The organism is Microtetraspora malaysiensis (assembly GCF_001528665.1).
Classification (GTDB): Bacteria; Actinomycetota; Actinomycetes; order Streptosporangiales; family Streptosporangiaceae; genus Microtetraspora_A; species Microtetraspora_A malaysiensis.
This window is the reverse complement of the sequence record NZ_BBYJ01000030.1, coordinates 42,893-64,671: the sequence shown is the minus strand read 5'-3', so window position 1 is coordinate 64,671 and position 21,779 is coordinate 42,893. Positions and strand designations below refer to the sequence as shown.

Here is a 21,779-nt window from a genome sequence, read left to right as displayed (position 1 = left end):
CGCCGTCAGGATGAATGAGAACTATCGTGACTAGCATGGAAAATCCCCCTCAGCGTAGGGACTCCCAGATGTCACACCTGCGCGCCTCGGACAGCAACAGGGAGCAGGTCTCCGCCGTGCTCGGTGAAGCCCTGAGCACCGGTCAGCTAAGTCATGAGGAGTACTCCGATCGCCTGGACCGGCTCTATCAGGCCAAGACCGTGGGAGAGCTCGAGATCCTCACCGACGACCTACAGGTCGAGCAGCACCGTCCGACCGCGAGCCCGGTGTCCTACGTGCAGGGTGGGAGCTCCGAGCCCGAGAACATCGTCGCCATCTTCGGTGGCGCCCAGCGCAAGGGCCGCTGGCGGGTGCGGCGGCGGACCAGAGCGCTGGCCATGTTCGGCGGCCTCCAGTTTGATCTGACCGACGCCGAGTTCGAGGCGAAAGAGGTTGAGATCACGGTCAACGCGATCTTCGGTGGGGCCGAGATCATCGTGCCTGAGGGGGTGGAGGTGCGCTGCCACGGCGTCGGCGTCTTCGGCGGTTTCGATGTGCACGGCAGCTCGGACATCGACCCGTCGGCGCCGGTGGTTGTGGTGAAGGGCCTGGCACTGTTCGGCGGTGTGGGCGGCAAGATCCGGCGCCGGCGCGACCGTTGAGCGACGCGCCCGGGGCGCTTCAAAGACGTCAGGGTGCGACCGCTGAGCGGCGCGTCGCACCAGCACCGAAACAAGAACCCCCGAACTCGTAGGTTTGGGGGTTCGCCCCGTACGCCGCGGTCTTCCAGCCACCGGGACCGCCGGACTATCGTGGACGCCGCGCGCGCAAATCTCCGTGATCTTTCAGATTTTCTGAAAGGTCCCCTGTAGAACTCCTCGATGGACGCGCGCTCTCGCCCGCCAACAGACTCCCTTCCTGAGATCCAAAGCGGACCCGGCCGATCGGGACCGCCTCATAGGAAGCGCGATCTATGGCGAACCGATCCCGGAGAGTGGTGCCCGCAGGGCTCGCGCTCGTCCTGGCCCTCGTGATGGCGGGCTGCAACGCGAACTCGCAGTCCACCGAGCCGACGAAGGACAAGAACACGACGGCGCTCGAGTCCGTGCCCCAGGGCGGGACCCTGCACTACCTCTCGCGGCGCGCGACCGAGTCCTTCGAGACCGCCAAGGCGCAGATGGTGCCGACCACCCGGCTGCGGTGGGTGCACCGCGGGCTGACGTCGTGGCAGACGTTCCCGGACAAGGACACGGTCCTCGTGCCGGACCTCGCCACCGACACCGGTACGACGGACGACGGCGGCAAGACGTGGACCTTCACGCTGCAGGAGGGCCTGAAGTTCTCCGACGGCAGCCCGATCACCGCGCAGGACGTGAAGTACGGCGTCGAGCGGTCGTTCGCGCCGATGTTCCAGGGTGGCCTCGGCTACCACAAGACGCTGTTGGTCGGCGGCACCGACTACGACGGCCCGTACGACGGCAAGGAGCTCGACTCCATCGAGGTCGTCGACGACCACAAGATCGTCTTCCACCTGACGCGCCCGTTCGGCAACTGGCCGTGGATCGTCAGCATGCCGGCCTTCGCGCCGGTGCCGGCTGCGGCCGACACCGAGCCGGAGACGTACGGCGAGCACCCGGTCGCCAGCGGCCCGTACCAGGTGACGAGCTTCCGCAAGGGCTCGCAGGCGGTGCTGGAACGCAACCCGAACTGGAAGGCCGACACCGACCAGGTCCGGTTCGCCGGCCCGGACAAGATCGTCCTCGACATGGGCCTGAACAACGACACGATCGTGCAGCGCCTCATCGACGACAAGGGCGAGGACAAGACCGCGATCAGCAACGCGCTCATCTCGCCGGCGCAGTTCCAGCGGATCGAGTCCGACCCGTCGATCTCCACCCGCATGGCCAACAGCCCGTCGGGCTACTTCCGCTACCTCGCCATGAACGTCAAGCGCCCGGTCCTCTCCGACGTCCGCGTGCGGCAGGCGATCAACTACGCGATCAACAAGGCCGAGCTGCAGAGCGTGTACGGCGGCCCGAAGTTCGGCGGCCAGATCACCTCGACCATCATGACGCCCGGCATCCCCGGCTACACCGAGTACAACCTGTACGACGGCGGTGACACCGGCAACGTCGACAAGGCGAAGAAGCTGCTCGCCGCCGCCGGCGTCTCCGACCTGAAGCTCACGCTGACCTACCCGACCGACGTGAGTGCGATCGAGGAGAAGGAAGCCCAGAGCATCAAGAACTCGCTGGCGCGGGTCGGCGTCAAGGTCGAGCTCAAGGGCCTTGACGGCGACACCTGGTACGAGCTCATCTCGTCCGCCGACGGCGACTACGACATGACGACGAACGGCTGGGGAGCGGACTTCCCGAGCGGCATGAGCACCATCCAGCCGCTGTTCGCGTCGAGCGAGATCGGCAACGGCGGCGGCAACGCCTCGAATTTCTCCAACCCCAAGGTGGACGCCGCGATCGAGGCCGCTACCGCGGAGCCGAACCTCGACAAGGCCGCCGAGATGTGGGCCGCGATCGACAAGCAGATCATGGAGGACGCCCCGATCGTGCCGATCCTCGTGCAGCGCACGCAGGCCCTGGCCGGTTCGAAGATCAAGAACTACTTCATCCCCGCCTACCCGCCGTTCGCGAACGAGCTGGTCGTCCGTGTCGATCGCTGAGATCCAGCAGACGGAGGGCCGGGGTACGCCGGCCCTCCGCCGATTCCTCCGGAAGCAGTCGGTCCTCGGCCGCTTCCTCCGGAAGCGGTCCGGCGTCGCCGGCCTGGTCATGCTGGTCGTGCCGCTCGTCGCGGGGCTCTGCGCCCCACTGCTTGTGTGGATCGAGGGACAGGACCCGAGCACCTTGCACACCGATCTGCTCGACCCGGACGGCGGCCGTCCGCTGGGCGCCTTCGGTGGCGTCAGCGCCGACCACTGGCTCGGCGTCATCCCGGTGACGGGCGTCGACCTGTTCGCCCAGATCGTCTACGGCATCCGCTCGTCGCTGTTCATCGCGTTCGGGGCGAGCATCCTGTCGATCGCCTTCGCCGCCGTCCTCGGTACGGCGACCGGGTACTTCGGCGGCTGGCTCAACGCCGTCGCGGGGCGGGTGATCGACTTCATGTTCGGCTTCCCGGGCCTGATGTTCGTCATCGCGATCATGGCGATCGTGCCACCGGAGATGCCGCGGGGCCTGGTCCTCGTGCTGGTACTGGCCTTCTTCGGCTGGATCGTTCCGGCCCGGATCATCGGCGCCCAGGCCGGCGCCATCAACGCCCGCGCCTTCGTCGAGGCGGCGCGCGCGACCGGGGCTCCGCCCTGGCAGATCATCCGCCGTGAGATGCTGCCGCACCTCTTCGGCCTGGTCGTCGTCCTGTTCGCGATGTCGCTGCCCGGCAACGTCAGCGTCGTCGCGGGACTGTCGTTCCTCGGCGTCGGCCTGCGTGGAGACGTCCCCGACCTCGGCAAGCTGCTCTCGGACTCGCTGTCGTGGATCTACAGCGGTGCGGACGTCTGGTACATGCTCTTCCCGGGCGCCGTGGTGTTCCTGATCGTATTCGGCGCCACGCTCGCCGGTGACGCGCTCCGCGACGTCCTCGACGTGCGCACGGAGGATGCTGCATGATCGTCTATATCGCCCGCCGCATGGTCACCGCGGTGTTCATGCTCCTCGCGATCGCCTTCGTGACGATAGCCCTCTTCTTCGGGGCCTCGAAGGACCCGGCCCGCGCCATGTGCGGCAAGCCGTGCCCGCCCGAGACCCGGGCCAAGGTCAGCGCCTACATGCAGACCGACCAGAGCGCGGTGTGGCAGTACACCGAGTTCGTGAAGGGCCTCTTCGTCGGCCGTACGTACGGCGAGGGCGCCCAGCAGGTGCACTGCGACGCGCCCTGCTTCGGCTACTCATTCCCGAACCGCAGCGACGTCACGACGCTCATCGCCGAGCGGCTGCCCGTCACGTTGTCGCTCGCGCTCGGCGCGGCCGTCCTGTGCCTCGTCGTGGGCATCGGCCTCGGCGCGTTGTCGGCGATACGCAAGGGCGGGATCGTCGACCGGTTCTCGACCGGCTTCGCGATGTTCGGGCTGTCAGTGCCGACCTTCCTCGTCGGCCTGCTCGTCGTCCAGGTCTTCGGCTTCATGCTCAACGCGCTGCCGTACTCCGGCTTCGTGTCGTTCTCGGAGTCACCGACGGACTGGGCCTGGCACCTGATCGGCCCGTGGATGGTGCTGTCGTTCATCCTCGCCGCCGGCTACATCCGGGTCACCCGCACCCAGCTCCTCAACGAGCTCTCGGCCGACCACCTCGTCGCGATGACCGCGCGCGGCGCGTCGACCCGGCAGGTGAACCGGCACGCCGTCCGCGGCGTGATGGTGCCGGTCGCGGCGATGTTCGCGCTCGACGTCACCGCGCTCCTGGGCGGGTCGGTGATCGCGGAGAGGGTGTTCAGCCTGCACGGACTCGGCGACCTGCTGCTGTCCGCCGTGAACGAGGCCGACCTGAGCATCGTCGTCGGGGTGACGCTCTTCTCCGCCTTCCTCATCATCGTCGGCAACCTGATCGCCGACCTGCTGATGCCGCTTCTCGATCCGAGGATCCGCCGTGCCTGACCCCGTACTCCAGGTCGAGGACCTGTGCGTCTCGTTCACCAGCGGCGGCGTCACCGCCGATGTGGTCCGGGACCTCTCTGTGAGTCTGGACGGCGGCCGCACGCTCGCCGTGGTCGGCGAGTCGGGGTCGGGCAAGACGATCACCGGCCGGGCGATCATGCGGCTGCTGCCGCGCGGGGCGAGCGCCCGGGGCCGGATCGTCGTCGCGGGCCGGGAGATGCTCTCCGCCGACGAGCGCGAGCTGCGCCGGGCCCGCGGCTTCGACGTGGCCATGGTGTTCCAGGACTCGATGTCCGCGCTCAGTCCGTACCTCGACGTCGGCGCGCACATCGCCCAGGCGGTCCGCCTGCACAACCCGTCGGTCACCCGCCGCGCTGCGCGGGCCCGTGCGGTCGAGATGCTCGACCGGGTCGGCATCCCCGAGCCCGCGGACGCCGTACGCCGCTTCCCGCACGAGTTCTCCGGCGGCATGCGGCAACGCGCGATGATCGCGATGGCTCTGGTGAACCGGCCGGCGCTCCTCATCGCCGACGAGCCGACCACCGCGCTCGACGTGACGGTGCAGGCGCAGATCCTGGCCCTGCTCCGCGAGCTCCAGCGGGAGTACGGCATGGCGATGCTCCTGATCAGCCACGACTTCGGGGTGGTGGGGAGCGCGGCGGACGACGTCCTCGTGCTGTACGCCGGCCGTCAGGCCGAGTACGGCAGCCTCCGCGACATCTTCGATCAGCCCGCCCACCCGTACACCGCCGGTCTCCGCGCGGCCACGCCGCGGCTGGACGCCCGGCTCCACACTGGCGGGGAGCGGACCCGGCTCCGCGCCATCCCCGGCGCACCCACGTCGCTGCGCGACGCCGGGCCGGGTTGCGCCTTCGCGCCGCGCTGCGGCCTCGCGGACCAGGTCGGCGAGCGCTGTGTCGTCGAGGCGCCGCTGCCCACCGTCCGCCCGACCAGCGAGGGCGGCGGCCTGCACCTTGCGGCCTGCCACCTCGATCGTCTCCCCGCACCGCAGGAGGTCGCCCGGTGAGCGAGCCGATCCTGGAGATGACCGACGTCAGCAAGCGCTACCGCACCGCCGGTGGCTTCGGCCGCCGGCGCAAGGGCTTCCTCGCCGTCGACGGCGTCTCGCTCCACGTCGAGCGGGGCGAGGCGCTCGGCCTGGTCGGCGAGTCCGGCTCGGGCAAGTCCACGCTGGCGCGGATGGCCAACGGCCTGGTGGTGCCGACGTCCGGCACCGTCCGTACGGACGGGCAGGACGTCGCCGGCCTCAGTCGGCGAGGACTGCGGCGGCTGCGGCGCAACGTCGCCATGGTCTTCCAGGACCCGTTGGCGTCGCTGAACCCGCGGCAGACCGTGCGGCAGACGCTGGAGAACGTCTTCCGTGCGCACGGCGAGACGACGTCGACCGCCGAGCTGGTCGCGCTGCTGGAGTCGGTCGGCCTCGGGGCCGACTACCTGGGGCGCTACCCGCACGAGGCGTCCGGCGGGCAGCTCCAGCGCGTCGCCGTGGCGCGCGCGCTCGCCCTCAAGCCGGACCTGATCATCGCGGACGAGCCGACCTCGGCGCTCGACGTGTCGGTGCGTGCCCAGATCCTCAACCTGCTGGCCGACCTGCAACGCGACCAGGGGATCTCGTTCCTCCACGTCAGCCACGACCTGGCGGTGATCCGGCTCTACAGCGACCGCGTCGCCGTCATGCAGCGCGGCCGCATCGTCGAGACCGGCCCGTCCGACGAGATCTTCCGCTCCCCACAGCACCCCTGCACGCGCGCGCTGGTCGAGGCGACACCGGAGGCGGAGCTGCCCGCCTGACCTGCGGGAGCGTTGCGCGACGCCGACCAGGCGTGCCACGATCATGAACATGACTCACCGAACGACCACCCCGTCGTGAGCCGGCCGGAGGCCGGCGCGACAGAGTACTGAAGAAGGACACGTGGGAACCGACCTGTTCGTCCGAGAATACGGGCGGGACGCAGCAGATGCGCCCGCCATCCTCATCCTGCACGGCGCCGTGGAGTCCGGCGCGTGCTTCGGCGACGCCGTCGACCGCTGGGGCGGTGACTACCACATCGTGGCGCCGGACGCGCGGGGCCATGGGAAGTCGCCCAGCCGTCTGCCCGAGCACGAGGGCGTTCCGTCCACCGACGTGATGGTGCAGGACGCGATCGACATCCTCAAGGACATGCTCGACGAGACCGGGCGCAAGACGCTCATCGTCGGGCACTCCATGGGCGCGCGGATCGCCGCCTTCGTCGCCGCCGACGCCCCGCACCTCGTGGCCGGCGTCGTGCTCGAGGACCCGCCGTGGTGGGTGCCGGAGGCCGGTCCCAACCCGTGGCTCAGCGTCGAGCAGCCCCCCAAGGACCCCTTCGACTACGCCGACACGGCGTCGGTCGAGGAGCTCATGGACATGCAGCGCGAGCTCAATCCCCACTGGGCGGAGCAGGAGCTGCGTCCGCTCGCCGAGGCGATGAAGGCCGTCGACACCGACTACATGGAGCAGCGGCTCCATGAGAAGCGCCGGATCTGGACGCCGACCGCGCGGCAGATCACGGTCGGCCCGGCCGGCGTACCGGCGCTGCTCGTCACCGGCACCGGCGACGTCATCGTCGACAAGCACTCCCGTGAGCGCCTCACGGCCGTCGCGCCCGGATTCGACGTCGTCGTGATCGAGGGTGCCCACCACTGCGTGCGCCGCGACAAGCCGGACGAGTACCACCGGCACGTCGACGCCTTCCTCCGCGAGAACGCGCCGTCGGCCGGAGCCGTCACTCGACGCTGAAGGTGTCGGACCGCGCGAGCGGGCCGTAGATCTCCGAGTCCGGCGCGGCGACGGCGGCCCGCATCGCCTCCAGCCCCGCGCGTACGACGGGGTGGCCCTGGTTGTCGCGCCGCGTCGTCATGATCACCTTGCGCAGCGGCGCGATGCCGCGCGTAGGCAGGATCGTCACCCAGTCGGAGTCGCGGGCGGAGAGCGCGGACTCCGGCACCAGGCAGATCCCCGCCTCGGCGGCGACCAGCGCCAGCGCGGCGCGGTAGTCGTCCAAAACGTGGGTGATCGGCGGGTGGAAGCCGAGCTCGGCGCACGCCTGCAGCACCATCGTGCGGCACGGGTTACCGGGTGAGGGCATGATCCAGCCGTCCTCGGTGAGCTGGGTGAGCGCGATGCCCTCCTCGCCGGCCAGCGGGTGCGCGTGGGGGAGGACGGCCTTGAACCGCTCGATGTAGAGCGGGAACTTCACGATGTCGGGGGAGTCGCGCTCGGGGTCGGACTCGTACTCCAGGCTGACGGTCACGTCGATATCGCCGCGCATCAGCATCCGGTGGCTCATGTGCACCTCCGCGTCGATGACTGTGACGTCGACGCCCGGCGCCTGGCGGCGCAGCTCGACGATGGCGGGTGCCACCAACCAGCTGATCGCCGTGGGGAAGGCGCCGATCCGGAGCTGCCCGAGGACACCGCCCGCGTGCGCGGCCAGGTCGGCCTCGGCGATCTTCAGCCGGGAGCTGATCTCCTCGGCGTGCCCGGCGAGGATGCGCCCGGCCGGCGTGAGCGCCAGCTTGCGCCCCGTGCGTACGACGAGCGAGTGGCCGACCTCGCGCTCGAGCGCCGCGAGCTGCTGCGACACCGCGGACGGCGTCAGGTGCAGCGCCGCCGCGGTCGCGGTGACCGAGTCGGACAGCACGAAGGCACGGAGGACGAGGAGACGTCGGGGGTCGATCGTGGGCACGCGGGCTCCGTCGAGAGTCGGCCGGGCGTCCGTCGCGGTGGGGGCATCCGAGAGGCGGGACCGGGGAACCCCGATGCTAGGGGCCGTCACGTAACCTTGGCCAGGTAACCGGTCCGGCTTCTGATCGGCGAGCCGGCGGCGAAGTTCGTTCTGGGCTCCGCTCTCAAGTCCAATGGCCCGAACTCATCGACGCCAGGTCGCTCGCCCATCGGCGGGTGGGTGATCGTAGAGGTCCAGGACGCGCTGCATCTTGGCGATGAAGTGCGGGTCGGTGGAGGACTTCCATGTCGTGGTGGTCTGCCAGGTCACCCCGCCTTTGCGGAGGATCCGCCGCAGGTGCTCGCGGCTGATCGCCGCCACCACCCCGCGAGTGATGAGGTGCTCGGCCAGGGTGCGCAGGCTCCAGGTGGAGTGTCCGGTGATGCCCCATTCGGCGGGGGCCGTCTTGGCGATCAGGCAGATGTGTTCACGCACCTGGCCACTGATCGTTCGTGGACGGCCCCCGCTCCATTTTGGGTCGAGCGCGTCGAACCCCTTCTCATTGAAGGCGTGGATGACATCCCGCACGTAGTCGTCGCTGACCTGCATCAACGAGGTGATGTCCGGGACGCTTTGGCCTTGGCCGGACATCATGACCACGATCGCCCGCCGGAGCTTGACCGGATCCTTCGCGTTTCGCGTGATCCGCTGTAGCTTGCGGCCTTCTTCCATGGTTAACGGCCGGACGAACACTTCCGGTCGGCGAGCCATGACCACCTCCCAGCGTTGAAGAGGTAGCCAGCCTGGCGGGTTCCCCGCTGAAGATCAATTACCCGTCCGAGATTCGGTGACGGGCCATGAGAAGTGATCGCCTTGCCCGTGTATCTGACGGGAGCGCTTGGCGGAGCCGTGCCGAAAACCCGCCTGCGAACTGCGGAAACAGCGCCACGATTGGTTCGCGCATGGTTCGCGATCATTGGCCTACGGCTGCATATCGCTGCTCTCGGCTGCCTCTGTCCCGTCGGCTGCTCCTGTACGGAAGTGCAGGTCAGACGGTGAATAGCAAGGTCAAAGAAGTGCCCCCGGCAGGATTCGAACCTGCGGCACCCGCTTTAGGAGAGCGGTGCTCTATCCCCTGAGCTACGGAGGCGATACGTGCCCCGTAAGCCTAGCGAAAGGTTGGCACCACGTGCGCCGCTGGGGCCGATAAGTCGCTTGAGTTCATGGTCATCGCTGCCCTGATGGGCGGTAAAGCCCTGGCAAGCGCTCAGGCCGGTGCTAGCTTACCCGATTATCGTCACGCTTCGTGACTATGTGGCGACGTAGACGGAATCGCGGCATCCGCTTGCTTCTCCTGGCGATGCTCGCGCCGGCGATCCTCGCCTTTGGCCTGCTCGCGGGCGAGCTGGCCGGCTACGGAGACCCGGGGCATGAGTCGCTCGCCGAGGCGGCGCCGCAGCAACCGCCGCCACGAGTAGTTGTCCGCCCCGGGCCGCCTGACCTGCTCTATCAGGCGCTGGTGCCGCTCTATCAGGGGATCATGCCGCGTCCGCGGGTCCGCCGCCCTAAGTCCCCGCTGAGGCCGGCTGCGCGGCCAGGGGCGGGGGAGAGGAAGCGGCCACCGCGGAAGGCGACGTCATCTGGCCGGAAGCGGCCGCCGGTGAGGACGGTCGAGCGGAGATCCGGGGAGTTCGCATGCGCACGCGAATGGCAGGACACCTGGCTGTGGGAGCTGTGCCAGGAGCGGGCGCACCAGACCACCTGACAGGTTGACGCGCGACCTCGGGCATTCGGCTCGCTGTAGTAACGTGCGTCCCTGACCCGGGTCATGAATTCGCAATGGAGGAGTCATCGTGCCATCTCCTCGATCGGCGGGCCTGATCGCGGTTGTCACGGCGATGACTTCGCTCGCCGGCGGGGCTGCCGGCGGCCCCGCCCATGCGAGTGGCACCGCCCCTGCGAGCGGCGCCGTACGCCAAGATGCGGCCGTCGTCGCGATCAAGGAGCCGACCAACCTCACCGAGTTGCGTCGTGAGGCCCAGAAAGCGTTCCAGGGCATTGAGGACGCGAACAGGGCGCTCAAAGCTCGGCAGAAGCAGTTCGACGCGTTGGAGAAACGGGTCGCGGCGAAGCTGACCCAGCTCCAGGGGGCCGATCAGGAACTGGCCAAGATCCGCCAACCCCTGTCCGAGATCGTCGAGTACCTCTACCAGGACCCGGCGGCGAACAGCATGGGGAGCTTTCTCCCCGCCGGAGACGGCACGTCCACCCTCCGGGCATTCAGCGACGTCAACCACATAGTGGCGGAACAGAACAACGTCGTGTCCGACGCGAGCAAGCTCCTCCAGCAGCGCGAGCAACTGGCCAAGGAAGCCCAGGAGCTGCGCGCGGAGAACCTGCTCCAGGAGGCCCAGCTCGACGCCGAGATCGACGCGCTGCGCAAGCGATCGAACACCCTCGTCAAATCGCTCACGCGGGCGCTGGTCAAACTGGGCGTCAAGGTCAACGCCAACAATCGCGGTACGGGCGCCTGCGACCCGACGCGGGTCGACCTCGCCGCGCAGTACCCCAACGGCCTGCTCCCGAGGGCCTATCTCTGCCCGCTTCCGCAGAAGGGCGAGGAGCTGCGCGCCGACGCGGCGATCGCCTTCGCCGATCTCAACGTGGCCTACCAGAATCGGTTCGGCGCGCCCATCTGCGTCTCCGACAGTTATCGCAGCCTCCCCGAACAGCAGGCCGTTTACTACCAGCGTCCCGGCTTGGCCGCCACGCCCGGCAAGAGCAACCATGGCCTGGGCATGGCCGTCGATCTCTGCGGTGGGGTGCAGATCTTCCGGTCTGTCCAGTTCAACTGGCTTGAGGCAAACTCGAAGCGTTTCGGCTTCATTCACCCCGATTGGTCGTATCGCAGCCCCTTCGAGCCGTGGCACTGGGAGTACGACCCCAAGGTGGGTTCCCTGCTCTGATCCGTTTCGCCCCGGTCGGTACTGCTCGGCCTGGCCGGGGACGTGTCCCCATCGAAGCCGGCCACCAGCGCCGCCACGGCGGTGGCGTCCTCTGCGTCGATCGCGGTGCGGACCTCATCTCAGGCGTTCGTCATGATCGCGACAATAGGGAGGCCCTCCGACAATCCGGCGAGATCGATCGGGCCGCCGCCCGCCCAGGCGGTGAAGCGGCGGCGGGCGGCCGATCAGACACCGTGGCCAACGGCGTTTCCTGCGCTCTGATCTGCGGTTTCCCCGCTTAGCATCGGGTCTGATCGGGTGTCGTCCTGATCCGCTGGTGCGCCGGCCGCCGTCCTCGATCCCTCGGTCCTATGGGGTGAGGGGACGGGAAAGGCGGGTCGGTCCAGGGTGCCAACCCACTGACGTGGCGAACTCTGGGGAAGCCGGATCCGGCCGGCCGCCGAGTGCCGAGGAACTGGACGGGGCCGGGCACCGGTGACCGGCCGAGCGCGGCAGGACCAGGGGGCCGAGCGAGCGGGGCGGGACCGGACGCATCGGATCCGTGTGGGCTCCTCCAGACGGCGTCGGTGTGACGGCAGGAGAGGGTTGATGATGGCGACCAGAGCGACGGGACCGGACGGACCTGATGGACCAGGCAGGCGGCGCGGACCAGGCGGGTCCGACGGGCCGCGTGGGTCCGACGGGCCGGGTGGGCCGACCGGACCTGGCGAGGCGGGGGGAACCGGCGGACCGAGGAGACGCGGCGGAGTCGGCGGGGCGGCCGACGTGACGCCGGACATCGCCCTGCCCGCAGTGATCCTCGGCGTGGGGCTCGGCGGATTCGTGGACGGCATCATGCTCCATCAGGTTCTGCAATGGCATCACATGCTCAGTGGCACCGACAGCGACAACATCGGGGTGCGCTACTACCCGGTGGACACCGTGCCCGGTCTGCGGATGAACACGATGTGGGACGGGTTCTTCCACGTGTTCACCTGGACGGCGGTGCTGGTGGGTCTGGCCATGCTGTACTCGCGAATGTCCCATCGCCGCAGGCGCATCTGGGCGTCGCGGGTGCTGTGGGGCTGGGCGCTGGTCGGCTGGGGCCTGTTCAACCTCGTCGAGGGCATCGTGGACCACCACATCCTCGCCATCCACCACGTACGCAGCGGGCCGTACCAGATGTGGTGGGACATCGGCTTCCTCGTGCTGGGCGCGCTGTTCGTCGCCGGAGGGTGGCTGCTGCAGCGGGGCGCCCGCCGTGTCGGCGCGACCGCAGCGGCCTCCGCCTGGTGACCGGGCACGCGCACGAGGGGCACGCCGGAACGACCGCGTGGCCGCTGATCGCGGTCATCGTGGTCGCCGTCGCCGGGTATCTGCTGCTCGCCCGCGGCCGACGGCGTGAGCCCAGAGGGTGGAGCGGCGGGCGGGTGGCGAGCGCCGTCATTGGTGCGGTGCTGCTCGCCGTCGCGCTGCTCCCGCCGGTCGCGACCTTCGCCGAACACGATTTCCGCGGCCACATGCTGCAACATCTCCTTCTCGGGATGTTGGCGCCGACGGCTCTCGTGCTGGGGGCTCCGCTGACGTTGCTGCTGCGGTCGCTCCCCGCGGTGGGCAGGCGTCGCGTGGCGCGACTGCTGCACAGCCGGCCCGCGCGGGTGCTCGCCGATCCATGGCTCGCGCTGGCGCTCAACCTGGGCGGCATGGCGGCGCTGTACTTCACCCCGCTGTACCGGCTGGTCATGGACGGCCAGGTGCCGCATCACCTCGTGCACCTCCATTTCGTGCTGGCCGGGTACCTGTTCGGGTGGGCCGTCGCGGGGCCGGACCCGGCACCCCGGCGACCATCCGTGCGGACGAGGCTGGTGGTCCTGGGTGTGGCGATCACCGTGCACGCCGCGCTGGCCCAGCTCATGTATGCCGGGCTCCTCGTCGACGTACGGGTGCCCGTGGCGGAACTGCGTGGCGCCGCCGAGATCATGTACTACGGCGGCGACATCGCGGAGTTGTTGCTGGCCATGGCCCTGTTGGTGACCTGGCGCCCGACCCCCCGAAAGGGGAGGCGTCGGACCCAAGCGACGGTCGTCGCCTCGTAGTCGTCCTGGGAGGGCGTCCGAAGACGGCGATCCTGGCTGTCCCGGGAGGGCGTCCGAAGACGGCGATCATGGCGATCCCGTGCTGTGCGCCTGCGCGCTGTCAGGGCGCTCAGCTCCCGTTCCTCGATCGCGCAGGCGCCCGTACTGTTTCTCATGATCTGCGGAGCTATCGCGGGTGGACGGTCACCGAGAGCCGGCTGGCCGACTGTGCCCGGGCGAGGGCGAGCGCCTGCTCGCTCGTGGTGGCGAGCACCAGGAGCGCGCCCTCGATCGTCCCGGTCACCGGCCGGGTCACGACGGCGACCTCCCGGGCGACGGTGACCGCCTGAGCGGTCTCCTGGCCGAAGGCCGCGAGGACGTCGACCACGTCGCCCGGCGAGAGCAGGGCGGCCGCGTCGGCGTCCGCGATCCGCACCGGCGTCGCGACCAGCCCGGAGCCCAGAGCCGCCAGGAAACCGCGCCCCAGCAGCCGGACGTCGGTCAGGAGCTCTCCCCGGCGCACCGGCCCGGACAGGACCCCGCCCACGACCGAGGCACGTTCGTCGAACGCTCCGTCGGGCACCGCCTCGGGCGGCAGTCGTACGACGGTGACGTCGGCCGCGGACAGCCGGCCACCGGGGAGGTCGCGGGCCGCGGTGACGACGGCGACGCCAGGTGGCGGCCGCACCGAGAGCAGCGCGCACGCCACGCAGATGGCGGCGAGCGACGCGGCGATGAGGCGGCGATGCCGGGCGAGCCGACGGCTCAGGGCACGCATCAGGATCAGGGGAGCGCGATCGGGAGCGGGATGCCGTCGAGGACGCTGCCGCAGGGACAGTCGCGCTCCTCCGGCAGCGCCGCTACGGCCCGTTCGATGAGCCCCCGCATCCGCTCGACGTTGGCGGCGAAGACGGCGAGGACCTCCTCGTGGGTGACGCCCTCGCCCGCCATCACCCCGGCGTCATGGTCGGTGACCAGGGAGATCGAGGTGTAGCACAGGGCGAGCTCGCGGGCGAGCACGGCCTCGGGCATCGTCGTCATGCCGATGATCGACCAGCCGGACCCGGCGTACGACTGGGACTCGGCTCTTGTGGAGAAGCGCGGCCCCTCGATCACCACGAGCGCGCCGCCGTCGACGGCGGGCCACCCGCTCTCGCGGGCGGCGCTCACGGCGACGCCGCGTCCGTTGGGGCAGTAGGGATCGGCGAACGACACATGGACGGCGCCGGCGTCGTAGTACGTCCGCTCACGGCTGATCGTCCGGTCCACGATCTGGTCGGGGACCACGAGGGTGCCCGGGCCGTATTCGGCGCGGAGCGAGCCGACGGCGCACGGCGCGAGGACCTGGCGGACGCCGAGCGACCGCAGCGCCCACATGTTGGCGCGGTAAGGGATGCGATGAGGCGGATGCACGTGTCCGCGACCGTGCCGGGGGAGGAACGCCACGGAGCGCCCGCCGATGCGCCCCAGCGTGATCGTGTCGCTGGGCGGCCCGTACGGAGTGGCGACCTGGATCTCTTCGGCGTCGTCGAGCAGGGAGTAGAACCCCGAACCGCCGATGACGCCGATGTCTGCGCGAGTGACCATGGGGCGACCCTAAGCGAAAGGGCGCCGGGGGCGATTCGGGCCTGTGGATAACTTCGCGCGCTGCTCGCCGCCGGCCATGCCGGGCACTCCACGCTGTCCGGTGTGGCGCCGCACCCCGCAGGGGACGCCTGCCGCCCGGCGAGGCCCGGCCGAGCCGGGCCTGGGGCCGTACCGGACTGTCCGGGGGTTAAGCCGCGGACGTGCTGCTCGACGCGGCGGCCGGAGCGGCCGACGAACCGGCGGACTCGGTCTTCGCGGCGGGGGCGGACTCCGTCTTCGACGAGTCGCCGGAGGCCGAGGAGGTCGACGTCGTGGACTTCGACGAGTTGGAGGACCGGTTGTCGGTGCGGTAGAAACCGGATCCCTTGAACACGATGCCGACGGCGGAGAACACCTTGCGCAGCTTGCCGGCGCATTGCGGACAGTCGGTGAGCGGGGCGTCCGAGAACTTCTGGACTGCCTCCAGCTGCTCACCGCAAGCGGTACAGGCGTACTGGTAGGTGGGCACGCGCTCCTCCTGAAACTAGCACTCAACCGGTGCGACTGCTAATGGTACGCAGCCGAGAAGCATAAACGCTACTCAGGGCCTGTTTATTGCCTACCGGCGACCGGGGAGCCCCTTGTGACCTGCCGGAACGCCGGTGCCGTACGCGGAACGGGCGGCGGCCGGGGCGTTCACGCCCGTTCGGGCGCGTTCCGGAGGTCGCACTTCAAGAGATGCCGCCATCACATGCCGGGACACCGGGCGTCCACATGGTGAGATGGCGGCTTCAAGTGGTGCCGCGTTCGCCGTACCAGCCGGCCAGCTTGCCCTTGCGGCTCACGGCGCGCAGGCGTCGCTCGACCTCCTCCCGCTGCGCGGCCGTGGTCACCACGAGGAGCTGGTCCCCAGCCTCCAACTGCGTGGTCGGCGTCGGGACGAAGGAGCGTCCCTCGCGTACGACCATCGTCACCGCCGCGTTCGTCGGAAGCCGCAGCTCGAAGATCTCCACGCCGTGCATCAGCGAGCCGACGGGTATTCGCACCTGCAGCAGGTCGGCCTTCAGTTCCTCCAGTGGCGCGGCCTCGACGTCGATGTCCCGGGCCTCCCCTTCGGCGCTGATGCCGAGCGCCTTGGCCAGGAGGGACAGGGTGGGCCCCTGCAGCAGCGTGAAAACGACCACGATGATGAAGACCTCGTTGAACACCCCCTTGGCCCCGATCATGCCGTCCGCCCAGGGAATCGTGGCCAGGACGATGGGGACCGCGCCGCGCAGCCCGGCCCAGGAGAGGAAGACCTGCTCCCTCCAGGAGATCCGGTCGATCCGGGCGAGACGTACGAGAAGGGCGCTGACGGCGACGGAGATCGGGCGGGCGAGCAGCACGAGGACCAAGCCCGCCAGCAGGCCGGGGACGATCGTCTGAGGCAGCTCGGCCGGGCTGGCGAGCATGCCCAGCATGACGAAGAGCCCGATCTGCGCCAGCCACGCCGAGCCCTCCGCGAAGCCCCTGGTGGCGGCCCGGTGCGGCAGCCGGCTGTTCCCGATGATCAGGGTCGCGAGATATACGGCGAGGAAACCGCTCGCGTGGAGCTGCACGGCCCCCGTGTACGTGAGGAACGCGACGGCCATGACGGCGATCGGATAGAGGCCGGAGGCGGGGAGCGCCACCCGGCGCAGCAGGTACGCCGCCAGGGGCCCGATCGCCAGCCCGAGCGCCGCGCCCGCCGCCAGCTCGTACGCCGCGTTGACCAGGATCTCCCACACGGACGGTAGGGGCTCGGAGGGCAGGCTGAGCATGGTCACGACGATCACGGTCGGCGCGTCGTTGAAACCCGACTCCGCCTCCAGCACGCCCGCGAGCCGCGGCGGCAGCGGAAGCCGCCGCAGCACGGAGAAGACGGCCGCCGCGTCGGTCGAGGCGAGCACCGCGCCGAGCAGCAGCGACATCCGCCAGCTCATGTCGAGCATGTTGTACACGGCCAGCGCGAACACCACGATGCTGACGGCGACGCCGACCGTGGCCAGGACCAGGGCCGAGGGCACCGCGCGGCGCACGCTCTGCCAGTGGGTGGTGAGGCCGCCCTCCGCGAGGATGACGGCGAGCGCGACGAGACCGAGTTGCTGGGAGAGGGCCGCGTTCTCGAAGTGGATGTGCGCGAAGCCCGCCTCACCCAGCAGCAGGCCGAGGCCGAGGTAGATCAGCAGGCTGGGGAGGCCGGTGCGATGGGCGAGGCGGACTGAGACGATTGCCGTGATCACGACGATGGCGGACAGGAGCAGCCATACGTTCAGCCCCACCTGCCCCCCTTTCGCGCTCCGACGGCGCTGGCGTCACATTTGTTGCATCCGAATAATACCGGTCGGTAAAGCCCCAAACATGACTCGCTGATCGTGCGATTCGGCGGGAATCCCCTCGATCAGCTCCCCTTCATGCAGCAGTGCCACGGTCGGGACGTTGGGTCCCACTCTGGCCAGCGCGCGGTCGTAGGACCCGCCGCCACGCCCGAGGCGGACGCCCGTCGCGGGATCCACCGCGAGCGCGGGCACGATGACCAGCGCCGCCGTCCTGATCGCGTCCACGCCGCGTCGCGTGTCCACCGGCTCCATGATCCCGTACGGCCCGGGGGCGAGGGAGTCGGGACCGTCGTACACGGCCCAGTCGAGATCGTTGTCCGGTTGGAGCACCGGCAGCATCACGGTCGTGCCGTGCTTCCACAGGGCGAGGACGAGGCCGTGCGTCGACGGCTCGGACCCGATCGACCAGTAACAGGCGACCAGTCCGGCCATCTGGACCCAGGGTTGCTGGAGCAGGTTCTCTCTGACCGCTGCGGACGAATCGCGCAAGGTTTTCTCATCGAGTCCTGACCGTGTGTTAAGAATCCGTCGCCGCAGGTTCATCTTGTCCATAGCCTGCTCCATTAGTGTTCCACCATGGCTGACTTTGAGAACGTAACGAAAGCTGTCGTGCCGGCGGCGGGTCTCGGCACCCGGTTCCTGCCCGCGACCAAGGCGACGCCCAAGGAGATGTTGCCGATTGTCGACAAGCCGGCCATTCAGTATGTCGTCGAGGAAGCGGTCTCCGCTGGTCTGCTCGATGTTCTGATGGTGACCGGCCGCCACAAGCGGTCGATCGAGGACCACTTCGACGTCGCGTACGAGCTGGAGGACGCGCTGCGGGCGAAGGGCGACGAGGAGCGCCTCTCGCAGGTCCAGGAGCTCGTCGACCTCGCCACCATGCATTACGTCCGCCAGGGAGAGCCCAAGGGCCTCGGCCACGCTGTGCTGTGCGCCAAGCAGCATGTCGGCGACGAGCCGTTCGCCTGCCTCCTCGGTGACGACCTGATCGACCCCCGTGACCCCCTGCTCAAGCGCATGATCGAGGTACGCGGCACCTACGGCGGCAGCGTCATCGCCCTGATGGAGGTGCCGCGCGAGCAGGTCTCCCTGTACGGCTGCGCCGCCATCGAGGCCACCGAGCAGGACGACGTGGTGCGCGTGACCGACCTGGTGGAGAAGCCGCCGGCCGACGAGGCGCCGTCCAACTGGGCGGTCATCGGTCGTTACGTGATCGACCCGGCCGTCTTCGAGGTGCTGGAGAACACCCCGCCCGGCCGCGGCGGCGAGATCCAGCTCACGGACGCCCTGCGCACGCTGGCCTCCCGCGGCTCCGACGAGGGCGGGCCCGTCCACGGCGTGCTGTTCCGCGGCCGCCGTTACGACACCGGCAACAAGCTCGACTATCTGCGGACCGTCGTCCAGTTCGCGGCCGGGCGCGACGACCTCGCGCCGGAGTTCATCCCGTGGCTGCGTGAGTTCCTCGACCAGGCGGGGTCCTAGCGGGATCCTAGAGGCATGAAATCCGTCGATCGGCACCTCGCCGACATCCTCGCGACCGTGCGGCCGCTGGCCCCGCTCGAGATCGATCTCGAACGCGCGCACGGCACCGTGCTCGCCGAGGACGTCGCTTCGCCCGTGGCGCTTCCTCCCTTCGACAACTCGGCCTTGGACGGCTACGCCGTACGCGCCGGCGACGTGGCCGGCACACCGGTCGTGCTCCCGGTGATCGAGGAGGTGGCGGCGGGAGACAGCGAACTGCGCGCGATGGGGCCGGGCATGGCCACGCGCATCATGACCGGCGCGCCCGTGCCCGCGGGTGCCGACGCCATCGTCCCCGTCGAATGGACCGACGGGGGCACGGCCCGCGTCACCGTCAACCGGCCGGTGCCTGAGGGCAACGCCGTCCGGCGCATGGGGGAGGACGTGCGCCCGGGCGACATCGTGCTGAGCGAAGGCACCGTGATCGGACCGGCGCAGCTCGGCATCCTCGCCGGGGTCGGCCGCCGCCGGGTCCTCGTACGGCCCCGCCCCCGCGTCGTGGTGATGTCCACCGGAGCCGAACTGGCCGAGCCGGGGACGCCGCTCGGCCACGGCCAGATCTGGGAGTCCAACAGCTTCATGCTGGCGGCCGCCGTACAGGAGGCCGGGGGAGAGGTCTTCCGCGCCGGGGCGGTCACCGACGACCCGAAGCGGTTCCTCGAATCGCTCGAGGCCCAGCTCGTCCGGGCCGACGCGGTGATCACCAGCGGCGGCGTCTCCATGGGCGCGTACGAGCCGGTCAAGGAGGCCCTGGCCCCGCTGGGCAAGGTCGTCTTCGACAAGGTCGCCATGCAGCCCGGGATGCCGCAGGGCTTCGGCGTGGTCGGCGACGACGAGGTGCCGATCTTCACGCTGCCCGGCAACCCGGTCTCGTCGTTCGTGTCGTTCGTGGTCTTCGTCGAGCCGGCCCTGCGCAAGATGCGCGGCCTGCCCGAGGGGCCTCCCGTGACGGTACGGGCGACCATGACGGCGTCCCTGCGCTCGCCCGCGCGGAAACGCTCCTACCTGCGGGCCGTGCTGACGCGGGACGCCCAGGGCAGCACGGTGGCCCCCGTCGTCGGGCAGGGCTCGCACCAGCTCGCCGCGCTGGCCTCCGCCAACGCCCTCGTCGTCGTGCCGGAGGACGTGACCGAGCTCCCCGAGGGAGCCGAAGTGGACGTGATCCCGCTGTGAGCGGGCACGGCCTGACCCGCGTACGCGCCGCCGTACCGGGCGAGGAGGAGAGATGAGCGACCCGACCCGCGAGTCGGCGGGCGAAACGACGCACGACCTGACGCACATCGACGAAACCGGCGCGGCACGCATGGTGGACGTCTCCGCCAAGGACGTCACGATCCGTACGGCGACCGCCACCGGGCGCGTCCTGCTCGCCGCGCCCGCCGTGGCCGCGCTCCGCGCCGGCGACGTCCCCAAGGGCGACGCGCTCGGCGTGGCCAGGATCGCCGGAATCATGGGCGCCAAGCGCACTCCCGACCTCATCCCGCTCTGCCACCCGATCGCCGTCCAAGGGGTCGAGGTCGTGCTCGACGTCGTCGACAGCGGCGTGGAGATCACCGCCAAGGTCAGGACGGCCGACCGCACCGGCGTCGAGATGGAGGCGCTGACCGCCGTCACCGTCGCGGCGCTCGCCCTGATCGACATGGTCAAGGCGGTCGATCCCGCCGCCGTCATCACCGGTGTGCGCGTCGAGGAGAAGACCGGCGGCAAGGCCGGCGTCTGGACGCGCCCGTGAAAGCACTCGTGATCACCGTCTCGAACCGCGCCTCCGCCGGGATCTACGAGGACACCTCGGGGCCGTTGCTGGCGAGGCTGCTCGCCGAGGCGGGCTGCGCCACCGTCGACGGCCCGGCCGTGGTCCCCGACGGGGAACCGGTCGAGGTGGCGCTCCGGAAAGGCCTCGCCGACGGCTACGACGTCATCGTGACGACCGGCGGCACCGGCCTCACGCCTCTCGATCTCACACCCGAGATGACGCGCCGCGTCCTCGACCGCGAGATCCCCGGCATCGCCGAGGCCGTACGGCAGGCCAACCGCGAGAAGGTGCCCGCCTCGGTCCTGTCCCGCGGTCTCTCCGGACAGGCGGGGTCCACACTGGTCGTCAACCTGCCCGGCTCCTCGGGCGGCGTACGCGACGGGATGGCGGTGCTCGCCCCGATCCTGGCCCACGCCGTGGACCAGATCCGGGGCGGCGACCACCGCCGGTGACCGGTTCCGGTACCAGCGTGGCGCCCTGGCCGTCTTCCGGGAGATGATTGACCCGTGGATCGACTTCGCGGCTGGCCGGCGGCCCTGACCGAGGGGCCCGTCGGGCTCCGCCCCCTGCGGCTGCGTGATGTCCGGGCCTGGCGGGAGACGCGGCTGCGTAATGCCGACTGGCTGCGCCCGTGGGAGCCGAGCAACCCCGAGACGCCGCTCTTCCGGACCGGCCTCGGGCCGTACGTGTCGATGGTGGGCACGCTGCGGCGCGAGGCGCGGCAGGGGCTCGCGCTGCCCTGGGTGGTCACCTACCAGGGGCAGTTCGCCGGGCAGCTCACCGTGGGCGCCGTCGTCTGGGGCTCCGCCCGCTCCGCCCAGGTCGGCTACTGGGTGGACGGCGCGCTCGCCGGGCGCGGCATCATCCCGACCGCGCTGGCCATGGCCGTCGACCACTGCTTCTTCACGACCGGGTTGCACCGCCTCGAAGCCAACATCCGGCCCGAGAACCACGCCAGCCGCAGAGTGGTGGAGAAGCTCGGCTTCCGGGAGGAGGGCGTCCGCAAGCGCCAGCTCCACATCGACGGCGCGTGGCGGGACCACATCTGCTACGCGCTGACGGTCGAGGACGTCCCGCGCGGGCTCCTCGTCCAGTGGCGGCGCGCCCGCGAGGCCGCCGCGTCCAGGCGCACGGAGACGACCCCGGGACAGTGAGCGTTTCCGGTGATCACTCACCGGGATCAAATTACATGAAGAGCTTTGACGATCTCGCGACACACCGCATCGAATGCTCGTCAATCAGTGACACGCAGTCTTACGGTGCGTGA

At 70.0% G+C, this 21,779-nt stretch carries 22 protein-coding genes, 1 tRNA gene and 1 pseudogene; 16 read left to right on the top strand and 8 right to left on the bottom strand.

Annotated features, from left to right (window positions below; genetic code table 11):
• The first annotated feature begins 68 nt into the window (after positions 1–68).
• The 7 genes from AWQ71_RS32960 to AWQ71_RS32930 all read left to right on the top strand — a co-directional run bounded on the left by AWQ71_RS32960 (position 69) and on the right by AWQ71_RS32930 (position 7,367).
• Entirely contained in the window at positions 69–641 is a 573-nt protein-coding gene (locus AWQ71_RS32960; protein WP_218002058.1) for a DUF1707 SHOCT-like domain-containing protein, read from the top strand.
• Positions 642–952: 311 nt separating this feature from the next.
• The gene (locus AWQ71_RS32955) at positions 953–2,656 is read left to right on the top strand and encodes an ABC transporter substrate-binding protein (protein ID WP_067140875.1); all 1,704 of its coding nucleotides are present in this window, start codon (positions 953–955) and stop codon (positions 2,654–2,656) included.
• On the top strand, positions 2,643–3,602 hold the full coding sequence (locus AWQ71_RS32950) for an ABC transporter permease (RefSeq protein ID WP_157570723.1): 960 nt from the start codon (positions 2,643–2,645) through the stop codon (positions 3,600–3,602). The genes AWQ71_RS32955 and AWQ71_RS32950 overlap by 14 nt, the downstream gene beginning before the upstream one ends.
• Positions 3,599–4,585, top strand: coding sequence for an ABC transporter permease (locus AWQ71_RS32945; RefSeq protein ID WP_067140873.1), 987 nt, complete (start codon positions 3,599–3,601; stop codon positions 4,583–4,585). Before AWQ71_RS32950 ends, AWQ71_RS32945 begins: the two co-directional genes overlap by 4 nt.
• Entirely contained in the window at positions 4,578–5,612 is a 1,035-nt protein-coding gene (locus tag AWQ71_RS32940) for an ABC transporter ATP-binding protein (protein ID WP_067140870.1), read from the top strand. The genes AWQ71_RS32945 and AWQ71_RS32940 overlap by 8 nt, the downstream gene beginning before the upstream one ends.
• Positions 5,609–6,397, top strand: a complete 789-nt coding sequence (locus AWQ71_RS32935; protein ID WP_067140867.1) for an ATP-binding cassette domain-containing protein — start codon at positions 5,609–5,611, stop codon at positions 6,395–6,397. Before AWQ71_RS32940 ends, AWQ71_RS32935 begins: the two co-directional genes overlap by 4 nt.
• Positions 6,398–6,518: 121 nt before the next feature.
• Positions 6,519–7,367: an alpha/beta fold hydrolase gene (locus tag AWQ71_RS32930; RefSeq protein ID WP_067140864.1), complete on the top strand. Its 849-nt coding sequence runs from the start codon at positions 6,519–6,521 to the stop codon at positions 7,365–7,367.
• Here the strand turns inward: AWQ71_RS32930 and AWQ71_RS32925 are convergent.
• From AWQ71_RS32925 to AWQ71_RS32915, 3 genes are all read right to left on the bottom strand, one after another.
• Positions 7,354–8,316 carry a LysR family transcriptional regulator gene (locus AWQ71_RS32925; protein WP_157570722.1) on the bottom strand — a complete coding sequence of 321 codons (963 nt, stop codon included), beginning with the start codon at positions 8,314–8,316 and terminating at the stop codon, positions 7,354–7,356. The genes AWQ71_RS32930 and AWQ71_RS32925 overlap by 14 nt on opposite strands.
• Before the next feature lie 183 nt (positions 8,317–8,499).
• The gene (locus AWQ71_RS32920) at positions 8,500–9,066 is read right to left on the bottom strand and encodes a helix-turn-helix domain-containing protein (RefSeq protein WP_218002057.1); all 567 of its coding nucleotides are present in this window, start codon (positions 9,064–9,066) and stop codon (positions 8,500–8,502) included.
• Positions 9,067–9,372: 306 nt separating this feature from the next.
• A tRNA-Arg gene (locus AWQ71_RS32915) sits at positions 9,373–9,445 on the bottom strand.
• A gap of 748 nt (positions 9,446–10,193) precedes the next feature.
• Here AWQ71_RS32915 and AWQ71_RS32905 point away from each other — a divergent pair.
• The 3 genes from AWQ71_RS32905 (at position 10,194) to AWQ71_RS32895 (ending at position 13,336) form a co-directional block, all read left to right on the top strand.
• Entirely contained in the window at positions 10,194–11,261 is a 1,068-nt protein-coding gene (locus AWQ71_RS32905; protein ID WP_067140858.1) for a D-alanyl-D-alanine carboxypeptidase family protein, read from the top strand.
• Between the two features lie 765 nt (positions 11,262–12,026).
• Positions 12,027–12,536 carry a DUF2243 domain-containing protein gene (locus AWQ71_RS32900; RefSeq protein WP_067140855.1) on the top strand — a complete coding sequence of 170 codons (510 nt, stop codon included), beginning with the start codon at positions 12,027–12,029 and terminating at the stop codon, positions 12,534–12,536.
• The gene (locus AWQ71_RS32895) at positions 12,533–13,336 is read left to right on the top strand and encodes a cytochrome c oxidase assembly protein (protein ID WP_174550778.1); all 804 of its coding nucleotides are present in this window, start codon (positions 12,533–12,535) and stop codon (positions 13,334–13,336) included. Before AWQ71_RS32900 ends, AWQ71_RS32895 begins: the two co-directional genes overlap by 4 nt.
• Positions 13,337–13,502: 166 nt before the next feature.
• Here the strand turns inward: AWQ71_RS32895 and AWQ71_RS32890 are convergent, their stop codons facing one another.
• Complete coding sequence (locus AWQ71_RS32890) at positions 13,503–14,093, bottom strand: SAF domain-containing protein (protein ID WP_084259547.1); 591 nt, start codon at positions 14,091–14,093, stop codon at positions 13,503–13,505.
• A gap of 5 nt (positions 14,094–14,098) precedes the next feature.
• Complete coding sequence (locus tag AWQ71_RS32885; protein ID WP_067140849.1) at positions 14,099–14,902, bottom strand: S-methyl-5'-thioadenosine phosphorylase; 804 nt, start codon at positions 14,900–14,902, stop codon at positions 14,099–14,101.
• A gap of 200 nt (positions 14,903–15,102) precedes the next feature.
• Here AWQ71_RS32885 and AWQ71_RS44740 point away from each other — a divergent pair, with 200 nt between their 5' ends.
• A complete protein-coding gene (locus tag AWQ71_RS44740) occupies positions 15,103–15,255 on the top strand; it encodes a hypothetical protein (protein ID WP_369407231.1) in 153 nt (50 codons plus the stop codon).
• 62 nt (positions 15,256–15,317) lie between these two features.
• Here AWQ71_RS44740 and AWQ71_RS44735 read toward each other — a convergent pair.
• The 3 genes and pseudogenes from AWQ71_RS44735 to AWQ71_RS32870 all read right to left on the bottom strand — a co-directional run.
• Positions 15,318–15,410: pseudogene (locus AWQ71_RS44735) on the bottom strand (FmdB family zinc ribbon protein); the annotation flags it as partial.
• A gap of 262 nt (positions 15,411–15,672) precedes the next feature.
• Positions 15,673–17,181 carry a potassium/proton antiporter gene (locus AWQ71_RS32875; RefSeq protein ID WP_067140843.1) on the bottom strand — a complete coding sequence of 503 codons (1,509 nt, stop codon included), beginning with the start codon at positions 17,179–17,181 and terminating at the stop codon, positions 15,673–15,675.
• A 33-nt stretch (positions 17,182–17,214) separates the two neighbouring features.
• Positions 17,215–17,790, bottom strand: coding sequence for a 5-formyltetrahydrofolate cyclo-ligase (locus AWQ71_RS32870; protein WP_084259562.1), 576 nt, complete (start codon positions 17,788–17,790; stop codon positions 17,215–17,217).
• A gap of 24 nt (positions 17,791–17,814) precedes the next feature.
• On the opposite strand from AWQ71_RS32870, the gene galU reads away from it, so the two are divergent.
• Genes galU through AWQ71_RS32845 form a run of 5 tightly spaced genes read left to right on the top strand, consistent with a single transcriptional unit; the run spans position 17,815 to position 21,666 of the window.
• A complete protein-coding gene (gene galU / locus AWQ71_RS32865; RefSeq protein WP_067140837.1) occupies positions 17,815–18,720 on the top strand; it encodes a UTP--glucose-1-phosphate uridylyltransferase GalU in 906 nt (301 codons plus the stop codon).
• Between the two features lie 15 nt (positions 18,721–18,735).
• Positions 18,736–19,932: a molybdotransferase-like divisome protein Glp gene (gene glp / locus AWQ71_RS32860; RefSeq protein ID WP_067140832.1), complete on the top strand. Its 1,197-nt coding sequence runs from the start codon at positions 18,736–18,738 to the stop codon at positions 19,930–19,932.
• A 52-nt stretch (positions 19,933–19,984) separates the two neighbouring features.
• The gene (moaC, locus tag AWQ71_RS32855; protein WP_067140830.1) at positions 19,985–20,491 is read left to right on the top strand and encodes a cyclic pyranopterin monophosphate synthase MoaC; all 507 of its coding nucleotides are present in this window, start codon (positions 19,985–19,987) and stop codon (positions 20,489–20,491) included.
• The gene (locus AWQ71_RS32850; RefSeq protein WP_084259546.1) at positions 20,488–20,964 is read left to right on the top strand and encodes a MogA/MoaB family molybdenum cofactor biosynthesis protein; all 477 of its coding nucleotides are present in this window, start codon (positions 20,488–20,490) and stop codon (positions 20,962–20,964) included. Before moaC ends, AWQ71_RS32850 begins: the two co-directional genes overlap by 4 nt.
• 54 nt (positions 20,965–21,018) lie before the next feature.
• The gene (locus AWQ71_RS32845) at positions 21,019–21,666 is read left to right on the top strand and encodes a GNAT family N-acetyltransferase (RefSeq protein ID WP_067140826.1); all 648 of its coding nucleotides are present in this window, start codon (positions 21,019–21,021) and stop codon (positions 21,664–21,666) included.
• Positions 21,667–21,779 lie beyond the last annotated feature (113 nt).

What these genes read in the sequence shown, in the direction of transcription:
- AWQ71_RS32885 (WP_067140849.1), bottom strand. Translation starts at nt 14,902, where the DNA reads ATGGTCACTCGCGCAGACATCGGCGTCATCGGCGGTTCGGGGTTCTAC.
- AWQ71_RS32920 (WP_218002057.1), bottom strand. Translation starts at nt 9,066, where the DNA reads ATGGCTCGCCGACCGGAAGTGTTCGTCCGGCCGTTAACCATGGAAGAA.
- AWQ71_RS32890 (WP_084259547.1), bottom strand. Translation starts at nt 14,093, where the DNA reads ATGCGTGCCCTGAGCCGTCGGCTCGCCCGGCATCGCCGCCTCATCGCC.
- glp (WP_067140832.1), top strand. Translation starts at nt 18,736, where the DNA reads ATGAAATCCGTCGATCGGCACCTCGCCGACATCCTCGCGACCGTGCGG.
- AWQ71_RS32870 (WP_084259562.1), bottom strand. Translation starts at nt 17,790, where the DNA reads ATGGACAAGATGAACCTGCGGCGACGGATTCTTAACACACGGTCAGGA.
- AWQ71_RS32955 (WP_067140875.1), top strand. Translation starts at nt 953, where the DNA reads ATGGCGAACCGATCCCGGAGAGTGGTGCCCGCAGGGCTCGCGCTCGTC.
- moaC (WP_067140830.1), top strand. Translation starts at nt 19,985, where the DNA reads ATGAGCGACCCGACCCGCGAGTCGGCGGGCGAAACGACGCACGACCTG.
- AWQ71_RS32905 (WP_067140858.1), top strand. Translation starts at nt 10,194, where the DNA reads ATGACTTCGCTCGCCGGCGGGGCTGCCGGCGGCCCCGCCCATGCGAGT.
- galU (WP_067140837.1), top strand. Translation starts at nt 17,815, where the DNA reads ATGGCTGACTTTGAGAACGTAACGAAAGCTGTCGTGCCGGCGGCGGGT.
- AWQ71_RS32945 (WP_067140873.1), top strand. Translation starts at nt 3,599, where the DNA reads ATGATCGTCTATATCGCCCGCCGCATGGTCACCGCGGTGTTCATGCTC.
- AWQ71_RS32960 (WP_218002058.1), top strand. Translation starts at nt 69, where the DNA reads ATGTCACACCTGCGCGCCTCGGACAGCAACAGGGAGCAGGTCTCCGCC.